12 protein-coding genes and 2 pseudogenes are annotated in these 14,365 nt (G+C 67.7%); 9 read left to right on the forward strand and 5 right to left on the reverse strand.

Annotation, left to right across the window (positions count from 1 at the left end; translation table 11 throughout):
- The 4 genes and pseudogenes from A8W25_RS29550 to A8W25_RS29565 all read right to left on the reverse strand — a co-directional run.
- A pseudogene (locus A8W25_RS29550) lies at positions 1–796 on the reverse strand (glutamine synthetase); the annotation flags it as partial.
- A gap of 125 nt (positions 797–921) precedes the next feature.
- On the reverse strand, positions 922–2,445 hold the full coding sequence (locus A8W25_RS29555; RefSeq protein ID WP_067167401.1) for an amino acid permease: 1,524 nt from the start codon (positions 2,443–2,445) through the stop codon (positions 922–924).
- 39 nt (positions 2,446–2,484) lie between these two features.
- Positions 2,485–3,519 (reverse strand): hypothetical protein, encoded by a 1,035-nt coding sequence (locus A8W25_RS29560; protein WP_234386639.1) that lies wholly within the window; start codon positions 3,517–3,519, stop codon positions 2,485–2,487.
- Positions 3,520–3,684: 165 nt separating this feature from the next.
- The gene (locus tag A8W25_RS29565; RefSeq protein WP_067167405.1) at positions 3,685–3,879 is read right to left on the reverse strand and encodes a hypothetical protein; all 195 of its coding nucleotides are present in this window, start codon (positions 3,877–3,879) and stop codon (positions 3,685–3,687) included.
- 543 nt (positions 3,880–4,422) lie between these two features.
- On the opposite strand from A8W25_RS29565, the pseudogene A8W25_RS35860 reads away from it, so the two are divergent.
- From A8W25_RS35860 to A8W25_RS29600, 8 genes and pseudogenes are all read left to right on the forward strand, one after another.
- Positions 4,423–4,776, forward strand: a pseudogene (locus tag A8W25_RS35860) (helix-turn-helix domain-containing protein); the annotation flags it as partial.
- Positions 4,777–4,953: 177 nt separating this feature from the next.
- Complete coding sequence (locus A8W25_RS29570) at positions 4,954–5,940, forward strand: hypothetical protein (RefSeq protein WP_234386640.1); 987 nt, start codon at positions 4,954–4,956, stop codon at positions 5,938–5,940.
- Entirely contained in the window at positions 5,882–6,589 is a 708-nt protein-coding gene (locus A8W25_RS29575; RefSeq protein ID WP_067167410.1) for a 2'-5' RNA ligase family protein, read from the forward strand. Before A8W25_RS29570 ends, A8W25_RS29575 begins: the two co-directional genes overlap by 59 nt.
- 176 nt (positions 6,590–6,765) lie before the next feature.
- On the forward strand, positions 6,766–7,122 hold the full coding sequence (locus A8W25_RS29580) for a hypothetical protein (RefSeq protein ID WP_067167411.1): 357 nt from the start codon (positions 6,766–6,768) through the stop codon (positions 7,120–7,122).
- A 4-nt stretch (positions 7,123–7,126) separates the two neighbouring features.
- Positions 7,127–8,428 (forward strand): radical SAM protein, encoded by a 1,302-nt coding sequence (locus A8W25_RS29585; protein WP_067167413.1) that lies wholly within the window; start codon positions 7,127–7,129, stop codon positions 8,426–8,428.
- The gene (locus A8W25_RS29590; protein WP_067167415.1) at positions 8,425–9,300 is read left to right on the forward strand and encodes a radical SAM protein; all 876 of its coding nucleotides are present in this window, start codon (positions 8,425–8,427) and stop codon (positions 9,298–9,300) included. Before A8W25_RS29585 ends, A8W25_RS29590 begins: the two co-directional genes overlap by 4 nt.
- Positions 9,301–9,319: 19 nt before the next feature.
- A complete protein-coding gene (locus A8W25_RS29595) occupies positions 9,320–10,105 on the forward strand; it encodes a hypothetical protein (RefSeq protein WP_067167417.1) in 786 nt (261 codons plus the stop codon).
- Between the two features lie 82 nt (positions 10,106–10,187).
- Positions 10,188–10,874 (forward strand): restriction endonuclease, encoded by a 687-nt coding sequence (locus A8W25_RS29600; RefSeq protein WP_067167421.1) that lies wholly within the window; start codon positions 10,188–10,190, stop codon positions 10,872–10,874.
- Positions 10,875–10,943: 69 nt separating this feature from the next.
- Here the strand turns inward: A8W25_RS29600 and aspS are convergent, their stop codons facing one another.
- On the reverse strand, positions 10,944–12,266 hold the full coding sequence (aspS, locus tag A8W25_RS29605; protein ID WP_067167422.1) for an aspartate--tRNA(Asn) ligase: 1,323 nt from the start codon (positions 12,264–12,266) through the stop codon (positions 10,944–10,946).
- Between the two features lie 765 nt (positions 12,267–13,031).
- On the opposite strand from aspS, the gene A8W25_RS29610 reads away from it, so the two are divergent.
- Complete coding sequence (locus A8W25_RS29610; protein WP_234386641.1) at positions 13,032–14,345, forward strand: helix-turn-helix domain-containing protein; 1,314 nt, start codon at positions 13,032–13,034, stop codon at positions 14,343–14,345.
- Positions 14,346–14,365: the final 20 nt, after the last annotated feature.

Here is a 14,365-nt window from a genome sequence, read left to right on the forward strand (position 1 = left end):
CGTCGGGGGTGGGGAGCATGGGGGTGGCGCTGCGGGTGAGGGAGAGGTGCAGGTGCAGGCCGCTGCCGATGCCGGTCTCCGGGGCGGCCATGAACGTCGCCGTCATCCCCGCCCGCGCCGCCAGCAGGCGCGCGGCATGCTTGAAGACGAGATGCTGGTCGCAGGCCCTGAGCGCGCCGCTGTGGGGGAAGGTGACCTCGACCTGGCCGGGGCCGCCCTCGGTCTTGACCGCCTCCACCGGCATCCCCGCCCCTGCCAGAGCCGCCTGCAGGCGCCGGAAGTAGCGGTCAAGGTGCGGGCTGTGGTCGAGGGCGTAGTCCAGATTCACGTCCGCGGCCGGTACCAGCCCGCCGGGCCCGATACCGGTCGCCGGGGTGTAGGTGCCTTGGTAGAGCAGGAACTCGGTCTCCAGGCCGACCTGGGCATGCAGGCCGAGGGAGGCGAGCCGCGTGAGCTGCGTGCGAAGTATCTGCCGGGGAGCAACCTCGACCGGAGCGTTGGCCGTGTCCACCGCGTCCCCGAGGACGATCACGGTGCGCGCCATCCACGGCACACGACGCAGCGTGGACAGGTCCGGCATGATGCCGGTGTCCTCGAAGCCGCTGTCCCACGAGGTGAAGTCGAAGCCGTGGCGAGGGCTCATCTCAACGTCGGTGGCCAGCAGGTAGGCGCACATGTGGGCACCGCCGAGTGCGACCCTGTCCAAAAAATGCCGGGCAGCGTACCGCTTTCCCTTCAACTGCCCCTGCAAGTTCGCCAGCGCCAGGACGACCGTGTCGATCAGATCGGCATCCACCGCATCCCTCAGATCCGACAGGCTCAGCTTCCCGGTGAACGCACGCTTCCTACGCGCACGAGGGGGAGCGGCGAACGGGGCACTGAGCCGGGGCACCTGCGAGAACGAACGCGGAGTCGTAGACATCAGACGATCTCCTCCTGGATCTTGGACAGTTCCCTGTCGGCCGCGACGACGGGCACCTTGTAGCGCCGCCCGGCGATCCGCCACCACAGGCCGGCCAGCACCAGCGCCACGGCGAGGGCGATGGGGGCGTAGTTGAAGGTGTCCACCGTCACCAGCCCACCCGTCGCGGGCTTCGACTGCGGCAGGCAGAACAGCACGGTCACGAAGGCGACCCACACCACGGCGACCACGCCGACCGGGATGCTCCAGCGGCCCAGATTCCACGGTCCGGGAGTGAAGCGGTCGCGGTGGCGGATGCGCAGGTAGATGGGGATCGCGTAGGCGGGGGTGATGCCGATGACGTTGATCGCGACGACCGCCCCGTACGCGGTCGGACTGTAGAGCGAGGGCAGGGCCAGAACGCCGGCGACGGTGACCGACAGCCACACGGCCGCCCTCGGGGTCCGGCTGGCGTTGTCCGTACGTGTCCACCACTTCTGTCCCGGCAGGGCGCCGTCGCGGGAGAACGCGAACACCATCCGGCTGCACGCGGCCGTCTCCGCATTCCCGCAGAACAACTGCGCGACAATCACGACCAAGAGCAACGCCTTGGCGCCGCCCAGGCCGAGGGCGTCGATGAAGATCTGCGCGGGCGGCACCTTCGTGGTGGTGTTCTGGGTGCCGGTGTAGTCCTGGATGGCGAAGGTCAGCCCGACCAGCAGCACCAGCCCCGCGGCCCAGGACCAGACGATGGCCCGTAGGATCCCGCGCGGCGCGGCCATGGAGGCGTGGGTGGTCTCCTCGGACAGGTGGGCGGAGGCGTCGTAGCCGGAGAAGGTGTACTGCGCCACCAACAACCCGATCGCGATCACGTACAGGCTGCTGGTCCAGCCGGTGCCGTTGACGAACTCGGTGAACACGAAATCAGCGGACTGGTGATGGGCCGGTGTGATCGTCAGGGCGCCGCCGATGACGGCGACGCCGGCCAGGTGCCACCACACGCTCACCGTGTTCAGCACCGCGACGAGCCGGACCCCGAACAGGTTCAGCACGGCATGCAGGACCAGGATCGCGAAGAAGATCCACAGGGTCTTGCCGGGCGTGGGGTGGAAGCCGTACTGGAGGTCGAGGAACGCGCTGGTGAACTGGGCACACCCGTAATCGATGCTCGCGATCCCGCCCAACAGGCCCAGGAGGTTGAGCCAGCCTGTGTACCAGCCCCAGCGCCGTCCGCCGAGGCGGTCGGCCATGAAGAACAGAGCACCGGACGTGGGGTAGGCGCTGGTCACCTCCGCGAGGGCGGCGCCGACGAACAGCACCATCCCGCCCACGCCGATCCAGCCCCAGATCATCACCGACGGACCGCCGGTGGACAGGCCGTAGCCGTACATGGTCATGCAGCCGGTCAGCACGCTGATCACGGAGAACGAGACGGCTGCATTCCCGAACGCGCCCATCCGCCGGAACAGCTGCGGCTTGTAGCCAAGTTCGCGTAAGTGCTGATCGTCGGAGCGCACGCCAGATAGTTGATGTGTATATGACATTCTGGAGCCTCTGGTTCCTGAAGTCGTAGGGATGCGGTCTCAGATGAAGCGAAGGCGGTGCTTGGGGGAGGCGGCGGCGCGGGTTCGCGTGGTCGTCAGGCACTGGGCCCGGGTGCGGACGAACTCCCGCACCGCCCACTCGGGAGAGGACGGGTCCTCGCAGACGTACGCCCACGGCAGCCGGGTCGCGTAGCGGTCGAGCGTCTCGAACACCTTTGCTGCATCCGCGTACTGGTGTCCCGCCCATAGCGCGTGGGCCAGGTAGTTGAGATCCACCACCGACGTACCGTTCGCGGGCCGGTCGTTCCAGCCGTGGAAGGCGCGCCGCACGTAGTGGATGACTGGTTCGCGCGACCATTGCCGGTGCTGGAGCGGATCCAGTGTCCCGTCCTGGCGGTGGCGCCAGTAGCTCTCCATGTAGGCATAGAGCGGCAGCATCCGCAGCGGCGAGCCGACCGGCGCCCAGGACACCACCCACTGGGCAAAGTTGATCGCATCCGCCACCGACGTATGCGGGCAGGCGTAGAAGAACTGGAGCATGCGGTGGAACGCTTCCCGGTTACCTGCCTGGTCCCGCTCGCCCACCCGCGCCAGCAGTCCCCACGGCCCGGCCGGCAGCATCTCCTCCCAAGCCGGCCGCCAGTGCTCCCCCCATTGAAGGCCCACATCCACCTGCGCCAGGGCCAGCAGGCACACCCACGGCACCGGATCTGACGGAAGCCGCTGCGCCGCGAGCAGACACGCCTGCCGCGCCTCCCGCTCCAGCACACCCACCGTCGCCTCCCCGGCGCGATGCGCCTGCAGGGTTCGCTCCACCGCCACGCGGGCCCGCATCACCACCGCGTCCCCGCTCTCCGGCTCCTCCGCCAGCCACGCCTCCACCGCATCCGTCCGCGCCGCCGCAGCCGCCAACACCTGCGTCCGCGCCGTCCGCAACGCCCAGTCACCCCCAGTCCGCGCCAGCAAATCCCGCACCGCCAGCCACCGCCCCAGCTGAACATCCGCAAGCACGACCCGCAGCTCCTGATCGAACCCCGCAGGGTGATAGACCGGTGCGAAGTCCTGAAAGCCCACGGGCTCCCTGGCCTCCCGCATCACCTCACCCCGCCGGACTGGAGTAGCCGAAACGCGGGCCGGGAGTGCCCCGGGGGGCGAGCCATCGGCTGCTGGGCATGCATCGGGAATCCTCGATGGAGAGTAGGGAGCTGAAGAGGCTCTACGTGGCGGCCGCGCCGTGTTTCAGAACTTGATGCCGCTGATGAGGCTGGCGGCCTTCGCGGTGAGCTGGTTGATTGACGGAGCAACCGACGAACTCGCCAGGTAGAAGCCCAGAAGGACAGACACCGCAGCGTGACCAGCCTTCAGGCCGCCCTTCCGGACAAGCAGAAAAACGGTGATCGCCAACAGGACGACCGCCGAGACGCTAATGGCCATAGCGGACCCGCCAGCCGAGCCCGCGCCAGGGGTCGCGGCTCACGTGCCTGGGTGGCCATGTAGGCATTAGCTGAATGCGGACGGATCTGATGAGCATGCGGAACCTCTGCAGGCCGACGTGCGGGATGGCGACCTTGGGCTTCACGACCTCCTTTGCGGGGAGGCGTGTTGTGTCGAGAGTCTCCTTGTGGCGGGCACTCCGCGCACATGCCGATGGTGATATCACTCAGGTAATTTCGAAGCTGTGCCAGCGGGCCGGGGGGCACCTGCGTACAAAGGGCGCGAAGAGATACTCGGCAATCGGTTCGCGACGCTCGGGCCTCTGGCTGAAATGTTCCAAACCGGAGAATTATCCAGCTCACGGTGATGGTGAGGGTGCCGCTCGGGGCTACGGGACATCACGCGACCGCTGATACCCAGACGCATGGAGTTCAACGGCGTGGCCAGGAAGCGTCGTTCGTCGATCAAGTAGGAGGAGCGATTGTCGTGGCCGCGCCTTGGAGGGATCTACTGTAGGTCTCCCGACTGTGGCGGAGGCAGATGATGGCATCGGAGCAGCGTCGATGTGACGGATGCGGTCTACGCTTGAGTCGCTACAACCCCGATACCCGTTGCGTTACTTGCGCCCGCGCTTCCGCTCTTGACTTCCACCGTCAGCCTTGCATCCCCGAGAGGGTCTGGCGCGATGCGGACGTCAAGGTATCGCTCGCAAACTGGGACTTTGGGGCGGCTTTCCGCCGGATACGGCAGATTGCTCATCTGCGGCAAGAGGATCTGGCGAGCCTCACTGGTTTGAGTCAGTCCTATCTGTCTGCCCTGGAGTCCGGTACCCGACGGCTGACGCATGTGGAGAGGATCGGGACGGTTCTCCGGGGGCTGGGTGTGCCACCAGAGGCTGCTCCCGAACTTGTAGCTACGGATTCCCCTTCTCGATTACGTACTGCGGCCACTGGAGTCGTGCAGGAGCCAGCGTGGGAGAGCCCGGTCGAGGTCGCGCGTCGACTCCACACCGCCGCCTCCTCCAACACAGATCCCAGCACTTTGCTGGTCCTCCAGGAGACGATCGGAGGTGTAGTGGATCGCTATGAGGGCGAAGGGCCGTACGGTCTCGTGGGCGAGGTCCTGGAGGTGCGGCGATACGTCGGCGAGTTGCTTGAGGGCCGGCAGCTCCCGCGTCAGCGCGAGGTGCTGTTCCGGCTTGCTGCCCAGGCATCTGCCTTGCTGGCCTACATGGCCGTCAACGCGGGTCGAGAGGTTCTGGCTGAGGCGTACTGCACGGAGGCGGCAGAGCTTGCCTGGCACATCGACGACCGTGAACTGGTCATGTGGATCCAGGGGACCCGTTCCCTCAACGCCTACTACGCCGGTCGCTTCGAGGAGGCCGTGGCCTTTGCCGATGCGGGGGTGGCGCTCGGCCCGGGTCACCCGCAGGCGATCAGGCTCCAGGCCAACGGCCGGGCTCGGGCCCTGGGGAAACTTGGCGATGCTGCTGGGGCGGAGCGGGCCATTGCGGCTGCCGTGGACTTGAGCGCGCGGCACGATGTGCCTGACGGCCTTACCCCGTGTATCTCGTTCGCCCCCTATGCCCTGGCCCGTACCCTTGCTAACGCCGCAACCGTCCACGTGGCACTGCGAAGTCCGCACCGTGTCCTGGGCTACGCGGATGCGATCGATGAACGCGTGGAGCAGTCGGATTCTGCCTGGAGCCGCGCCCTGGTCCGTCTGGATGTGGCAACGGCCGTGCTCACGAGTGAGCGTCCGGACGTGGAGCAGGCCATGGTGCTCGGTCGCGAGGTCCTGGAGGCGGGTGGTGGGGCCCCGATCCGCTCGGTGGTTCAGCGGGCCGGCGACTTGTACGCGCTGGCTGCTCCGTGGCGGAATCTTCCGGCGGTGCGGGAGTACGGCGAAGTGTTGAGGGTGTGGCAGTCTGCCCCGCAAGCGCGGGCGCTGGTGGGTTCTGCGAAACTGGCGCGGCCGGTGCAGCCGACCAGAAGGGCCGCGGATGCAGCTCACAGTCGATTCGGGAGCCTTCCCTCCCAGCCCCCCGCCGAGCACGACTGACCCGGCGGTCATTGCCGCGCACGACTGGGCCGCGTTTGACGCGGTTGAGAAGATGGCCGACCACTGGGAGCGGCCTGGATGGAGCGGGGATACCCAGGCGTACTACTGGATGCTGACCATTCCTGAGGAGTCCCCCCTGGTCAGCCACATGCGGCAGTGCCAGCAGGCCCTGGCCCATTTCGGGTTCGACAACATCGCCCCCGACGGCCTGCATTTGACCCTTGGCAGGATCGGCCTTGTCGGGGAGATCAGTGGCGACCGGCTCGACCGGCTGACGGCGGCTGCGCAGCAGACGGTTCCAGAGCGTTTCACGCTCCGGGCCATCCCGCTGACCGCGTCGCGCGGGGCGATCCGATACAGCGTCGCGCCGTGGATGCCGATCCTGGACCTTTATCAGATGCTTCATCAGGTCGGGGCGCACCACGGTTTGCCATTCCGGAAGCCTGCAGCGGTATTTCGTCCACACCTGGGTATCGCCTACTCCAACCGCACGCTGCCCGCGGACGGTGTCCGCGCCGCCCTGCGGACGCTGCGGGAACTCGATCCTGTGGATATTGTCGTGGAACAGGTACATCTGGTGGTACTGCGCCGCGAGGAGCGAGCCTACCGATGGAACGTTGCTCGGACTCTCCATCTCATGCCTCGCTGAATACGGCGGCACGGCGCCCAGCCTGACCTCCCGTCCTTCTCCATCGCCGTAGTGATATCACCGCGGCGATGTGCGCTTCCGGTTGATCCCCGTCACGCTCCTGTCCGGGCAGCTTGGCTGCTGCCCTGCACGGCACCAGTCCACAACTATCCGTAACAGGACAGGAGATGAGTGCTATGCCGATTTCACGCCGCAGCAAGGGTGACCACCTGCTGCATGCGGACGTCGTGGATTCCAAGTCGAAGGCCGGGGTGTGGATGGGAGAGAAGGCGACCTTCAAGGCCGACCAGGCCAAGATCAGCGAAGCCCTCAAGGAGCAGACCGACTGGGTCAACCTGGAGAACGCCGTTCTCGTGATCAGCACCGACCCGGCGGGCATCACCGTGATCGCCCCGAACCCGACGCTGCCCGGCATGATCGTCCTCGCCGACGGCGGGTCGCCGATTGCCTCGCAGATCCTTCGGGACAAGGGCGTGGAGCTGGTCCGCACGACAATGGCGCAGCTCGGTATCGCCGAGGTGGAAGCCGCCTAGCACAGTGGCCGCCTCCCAGCTTCTGTGGGGGAAGTACCTCCAGTTCGACCGCGACGGGGAAGCAGTTCTCCTCGACCCGGTCTCGCTGGAGAGCGTCTACCTCGACCGCGGGGAGGTCACCGACCTCTCCGCGGTTCCCCCGACCGCGACCCACACCGCTCTCACCGAGCTCGGCTTCGTATCCGACGGCCCACGGACCGACGGACGCGCAGCACTCCGAAACCGCCTCGCCCGCCTCGGACTCGATGCGACACCGTTGCGCATCAGTGGACTTCGCATCGTGTTGACCGACAAGTGCAACATGGCGTGCGACTACTGCTTCGTGAAGACGAACACCGGCAAGCCCGACATGACCGAGCAGGAAGTCGCCACCGGGCTGGCCTACCTGTTCGAAACGAACGCCGGCCACGACCAAGTGTCCATCCAGTGGTTCGGCGGCGAGCCGACCATCCGCTTCGACCTCATGCAGTACGGGGACGAGCTCGCGGACCGGCTCGCCGCCCAGCACAGGGTGCAGAGCATCCGCCGGACCGTCGTCACCAACGGCGCACGCCACACGGACGCCATGGTCAAGCACTTCGCCCGCTACCAGTACGGCGTCGGCGTCTCCATCGACGGACCACCGGCGATCAACTCGGCCAACCGGCTGCTGCTCGGCGGGCAGCCTGCCGACGACCGGATCCGTCGCAACGTCCGACGGCTCCTGGAGACCGACGGCGTGCACGTGGGCTGCAACCTCACGCCGACGTCCGCCAACATCGGCCAGCTCGCGGACACCGTACGGTGGATAATCGACGAACTCGGCCTCACGTTCATCTACACCAACACCCCCATCCCCACCGGCGGCCGGTGGAGAGTCAGCGGGGCCGCGCTGGCGAAGGAACTGTATGAGGCGCGCATGGTGGCACTCGGGCGCGGCGCGATGATGTTCTCCGTGCTGGACCGGGCGTTCCAGGCCCTCGACCGGCGTCACCCGATGCTGTTCGACCACATGCAGAGCGACCAGACCCTGAACGCCGCACTGCTCCCCGGCGACCGTCTGAGCCTGTGCGACATCAACTTCGACGAGCCCGCCTTCCTCCGCAGCATCGACGAGCTGAAGGCGAAGCCCGAACTCCTCCGTAGCATCGCGAAGACGATCGCGCCGATCCCCGCGTGTGGCACCTGCCCGGCCCTCGCGATCTGCGGCGGCCCCTCCCGCAACGAGCAGCTCCTGATCGGAGGCAGCGAACCCGACCCCGAGATGTGCGCCTTCTACCAGAACACGGTGGAGATCGCGCTCTGGGACAACACGGGGGTCCAATGACCAGCGCCATACCGGTACCTGCCCGCTTCACGGAGGCCCTTGTCAGCACCGCCGGCCACTGCAAGATCGCATGCGGCTTCTGCCTGCGCCCCGACCGCGCGCCCGGCTACCTGAAGATTGCCACCTACACCCGGACCCTTTCGCGTCTGAAGGAAATGGGCGTCGAAGGGGTCTGCCTGACCGGCGGGGAGCCAGCCCACCACCCGCAGCTACGCGACCTCATCCGCCTGGCCCACCAGTTCGGGCTCGCCGTGTCGGTAGTGACCTCTGCGCGCGCGGAAGCCGAGGTCGCGGGCCTCGCCCGGATCGGGCACCTTCTGGCGAACCTCACCGTGTCCGCCGACTCGACAGGCGCCATGCACCTCGGGCGTACGACTCGCTCGGTGAAGACCGCTCTCGCCACCTTGCGAGCCGTGCCAGCGCCCGCGAAAGTGCTCCACCTGACGTACTGGGACATGTCCGATACCGAGGCCCGAGCCGTCCACACGGCGCTGCGGGACGCGGAGTTCGAGGTACAGCTCAGCCCGGTCATGCTCGACCCCGCCGCTCAGGCCAAGGCCGGTCTCAGCCTGGATGAGTACGTACAGCGCCAGCGGAACGACACCGACCACCTCGCCCACTACTTCCAGTTCAGCCCGCGGTTCCAGAAGCACCTCACGGCCCTGCACGCCATGCTGCTCCATCCCCGGAGCGTGTCGTGCCGGTCGTCCCTGCTGTACGTCTCGATGGACGGACATCTTCGCCGCTGCCCGTACGGCACCACCGGCGTCCCCGTCCAGGCCCCGCGGACCGTGATCCGCGACTACCTGGCGGCACCACCCGGCGACAAAGTCACCCCGGACTGCGCCGCGATCTGCCGTGCCACACGCTGAACCGAAGAAGGGGAAGCCGATGAACGACACCATCACCACACCGGACGAGTTCACCCAACGCTGGCTGGACCCGCCCAACTTCCGCCTTGCCCCGGACCTGCGGCCCTTCCACTTCACGCTGCCGCCGGCGCTGGAGGTCCTGGACATCATCCGGAGCGACGACCAAGTCCGCTTCACGCTGCTCGGCGACCTCGACCCGGAGGCCCGAAGCACCAGAACCAGGGCCTTCCGGCACGCCCCCGTCGAAGAGATCACCCAGTGGCCGTTCCGGCTCGTCCACTTCCAGCTGGCCCGCTTCTACGACAACCTGCTGGCCCACTTCCACGAGAACGTCATGATCCCGTGGCGCACCTTCCTGTCCGCCCACGGATTCACCTGGCACCGCTGCTCCCCACTCCTGTTCCTCTCGGGCCCAGGGGGCAACTCCACCTACCACACCGACCAGTCCCACGGCCTGGTCTGGCAAATCGAGGGCGCCAAGACCTTCCACAGCTACCACGCCCCAGACCAGGTACTGTCGGCAGACGCCGCGATCCGCTGCGAGTCCACGGGCGAACACCCGCCACTCCATGACGCCCGTACAGTCCAAGCCGTGCGCATGGGGCCCGGAGACCTACTGTGGAGTCACATCCTGACCCCCCACTGGGTCACGGGGGGCGCGGCGCTGAGCATGAGCATCAACCTCTCCCACGGGGGCCTGGCCCGGCATGGCCGGTTTGCCCCGCGCGAGCAAGTCCTGCGCGACCACTGGGACAAGCACCCCGACCAACCGTGGCTCACCGATCTCCGCAACGCCCGTTACTGACGCGGAGGCTGGAAAGAGCCCCTTGGCGCAACGGCCGAGCATCCTCACACTGCCAACAGATCAGCGGACGGGGGAGACCGGCATGCCACAGCGCAAGAGGCGGACCAGCAAGGCTCGGCGACAACGACTGCGCCGACGCACCGGAACCGCTGTAGCAGTGCTTGCCGTCTCCCTCTTCGTCTTCTGGCAGTACGTGTGGCTGCTCTTTGCCCTCGTGGTCGCCACGTTCCTGAGTGCGGGCGGCGTGTTCCTCTGGCGAGCTCATCGCCGAGAGCAGGAGGGCGACCGGACCTGGAGGGAGCAGAACCGGCGTATGGAGCTCGAACGCTCCATGGCAGCCATCGACGCCATGAGCTGGCAGGGCTTCGAGGAGTACGTCGCCGAGCTGTGCCGACGTGACGGCTGCACCAAGGTGACCGTGGTCGGCGGCTCGGGCGACCTGGCCGCCGACATCCTCGGCCATCTGCCCGACGGCCGCCGCCTGGTCGTCCAAGTCAAGCACTACGCCCCGCACCGAAAGGTCCCCAGCGGCGACATGCAGAAGTTCGTCGGCATGGCGTTCGCCGAACACCATGCGGACGTCGCCCTGTTCGTCGCGACCTGCGAGTACAGCGCCAGCGCCCGCCAGCTCGCGCTCAAACACCACATCGTGGCCCTCAATCGCGACCTGTTCGGCTCCTGGAACAGCGGCGCACCCCTGCCCTCCTTGCTTGACCTCGGCGGCACCGGCGCAGGGCTCGAGCGCCATCGGCGGCCGCGCAGGGCCTGAAGCCGTCCCGGGTGACGCCGCGCACCTGCCGCAGCGCCACCGGAGGCGGCCATTGTCCAGGCAACTCGGCTAAGGGGTGAGCCGGTTGGGCCCACGGAAGAGGAACGTGGCCTCGCGGATCGAGTCCAGGCCAAGCATCACCATCAGCACCCGCCCCAGCCCCATGCCGAGCCCGCCATGCGGCGGACACCCGAACCGGAAGCAGTTCAAGTAGTCCTGGATCGGCTCGGTGCTCATGCCCTTCTCCGCGGCCTGCTTGAGCAGCACGTCGTAGCGGTGCTCGCGCTGCGCCCCGGTGGTGACCTCCAGCCCCTTCCACAGCAGGTCGAAGCTCAGCGTCACCTCCGGCTGACCGGCCGGACGCATGTGGTAGAAGGGCCGGATGCTGGTGGGGTAGTGCGTGATGAACGCGAACTCGTGCCCCGTCTGCTCCCGCACGTACGCGGCGATCGCGCGCTCACCCTCTGGGTCCAGGTCCTCCTTCACGCCCTCCGGGTCCCAGCCCCTGGCCCGCAGCACCGCCTGGACCTCGGCCATCATGATCCTCGGAAACGGCGTCTTGGGTACGACGACCTCCACGCCGTACGCCTCCCGGATCGCCTCCCCGTGCTGCTCGGCGACCTGGGCGATGGCGTGCGCGAGCATCTGCTCCTCGAACACCATCACGTCCTCGACGCTGTTGATCCACGCCAGCTCGACATCGACGCCGGTGAACTCGGTCGCGTGCCGGGACGTGAAGGACGGCTCGGCCCGGAAAACCGGGCCGATCTCGAACACCCGGTCGATCCCGGCGGTGATCGCCATCTGCTTGAAGAACTGCGGCGACTGGGCAAGGTAGGCGGACCGGTCGAAGTAGCCGAGCTTGAACACCTCCGCCCCAGACTCCGAGGCGGTGCCCATCAACTTCGGGGTGTGCATCTCGGTGCAGCCCTGTTCGTCGGCATACGCGCGCATGCCCTGCTCCAGGGTTGTCTGCACCGCGAACAGCAGCTGTGCGGCAGGACGGCGGCGCACGTCCAGGAACCGCCAGTCCAGGCGCTGCTCCAGGGCGGTGTGCTCGTCGATGGGCAGCGGAGCCTCGGCCCGGTTCAGCACCTCGACCGACTCCGGAATGATCTCCAGGCCGCCGAGCTTCACCACCGGGTTGTCCACCACCCGGCCCGTGATCCGCACGGCGGACTCGACGGTCACCTGCTCCAGAGCTTCTTCGATCAGGTCGCCGTCTCCGCCGCGCCGATGGGTGACCTGCACCGTGCCGGTGTGGTCACGCACCAGGACGAACTGCATTTTGCGCTGCAGGCGGTGAGTGTTCACCCAGCCGCAGACCGAAACGGTCTGGTCGAGATGTTGCCGCAGGTCAGCGACCAGTACGCGGCTCGTAGGATGGATCATCGCGGCCCTCCGGGGGCGTCGTCATGATCCCTTGGGAGCGTGGGCGAGAAGGGGACTCGCGGTACCACCACGCCTTCGCCACCACCCAGTGGTGGCCTCTTCAGGCCCGGTCACGGGGGCCAGCCGGCGGGGCATTGGACCCATCCAGGGCCGTTCCTCCCCGCGCTCGGGAGGGTCTTCACCACGGGGTGTGACACTGCCTTCCCAGCTACCGGCAGCTCTCTCAGCTCACGTGAACCCGCGGCTACTCGTCTCCGTCGACGCGTTGCCCACGAGGATAGAGCGACGACCGCAGCGGCGGCAACGGCACCACACGTGACGATCAAGTCTCGGCCCATCTGTTCACAGGGAGTCGGCGGGCTCTTTGCTCCTTGGTGAACCGGGGAACCACCAGCTGCTCGCCAGAACGGGGCATTCCGACAGCGCCTGTACCCGGCTCACCCGCCTGCCAGACGCAGAGGAAAGATCGCAATCGGAGGCCAGGGCCTTGCCGGAATTGATCGACGGGGATCGCGCCAGAGCCGGGTGTCCCCGAAGGGCGGGGAGAGAGTCGGCTGACCAGCCCGTATCACCGGAGTGATACGGAAGCCCAAGCCGCGTCGTACGCTGCTGCCAGCAGACGGACTGGGGGCGGGAATGTCAGCACGCGTGCGGACGTGTCGTTGCGGCAGCAGGCTCAGCCGGTACAACAGCGGCGACCTGTGTGCGTCGTGCGAACGGTCGATCGCAACCCCACAGACTTCTGAGCCGCCCGCCGTGCCCGTCATGGTCTGGCAGGACGCCATTCTGCGTCGGGCATTGCTCTGCGGCGATTTTGGGCAGGCCAGCAGACGGATTCGGGCACTGGCGGGGCTGCGGCAGGACGACCTCGCCACGATCACCGGGCTTACGCAGAGCTTCCTGTCGATGCTGGAATCCGGCGCACGACGCCTGGCCAGCATCGACCGCATCAGCGGCTTCCTCGACGGCTTAGGCGTACCAGCCGAACTACGCATCACCGGCAACACACAGGCCCCGGCGCTCACCGACGCCGAGTCACCCGCCACCTCCGACATGCTGGGTGACCTGCGGGAGCTGGCCAGCCAGGCGGCGACACAGTCGCTCCGGTTCGCCGACCGCTTCAGCACGAGCAACGTCACCGATGACGACATCGAAGACCTCACCTACGCCTTGGCCGACATCGCCACCGCCTACGTCCACGCCCCTCTCCACCCCCTCCTCCACGATCTCCTGGGCACCCGAGACCGGGTCTTCGCCCTCCTTGACGGCCACCAGGCCCCGCACCAGACGCGGGAGCTGTTCCTGCTCGCGGGCACCAGCTGCCTCCTCCTCGCCCACGCCTCACAGAACCTGGGCGACGAGAAGGCCGCCATGGCCCAGATCCGCGCCGCCTGGACCTGCGCCGAGCGGGCCGACCACCACGGCCTGCGCGCCTGGTCCAAAGGGACCGCCGCACTGATTGCCGAATGGTCCCCGCGCCGGCAGGCCGCCCTCACCTACACACGCGAAGCCCTGCGGCACGCACCCCGCGGCGAGTCCCGCATCCGCATCGCCGCCATCCAGGCACGCGCCGCCGCCCGCATCGGCGACCGCCCCCGCGCCCTCGCCGCCCTCGACATCCTGCGCACCGCCCGCGAACAACCCGCAGAACCAGAAGGCCTGGGCCGCTTCGGCGGGCTGCTCACCTTCCCCGAGGCCAAACAGGAGTACTACATCGGCGGCACCTACACCCTGCTCGGCGAACACGCCCTCGCCGAACAGCACGCCACCGCTGCCCTCACCCTCTACGAGAACGGCGCCCGGGAAGACCGCTCGTACGGGGACGAGGCTCTGGCCAGGCTGGACATCACCACCGCACGATTAGCCGCCGGCGAACTCGAAGGCGCCGGCGACCAACTCCACTACCTCTTCCAGCTGCCCCCGGAGCTGCGGATCCGGCAACTCGGCACCGCCATGCACCGCATCAGCGGCCTCCTGCAACAACCCCAACTCGCCGGAAACCACCTCGCCCGCGAACTCGCCCAAGCCGCCCGCGACTACCAGGCCATCGACACCACCACGAAAGTGCTCCAGCAATGACCACCACTGCCTCCCCGGAG

The organism is Streptomyces sp. ERV7, from assembly GCF_001653515.1.
In the GTDB taxonomy this organism is placed as follows: Bacteria; Actinomycetota; Actinomycetes; order Streptomycetales; family Streptomycetaceae; genus Streptomyces.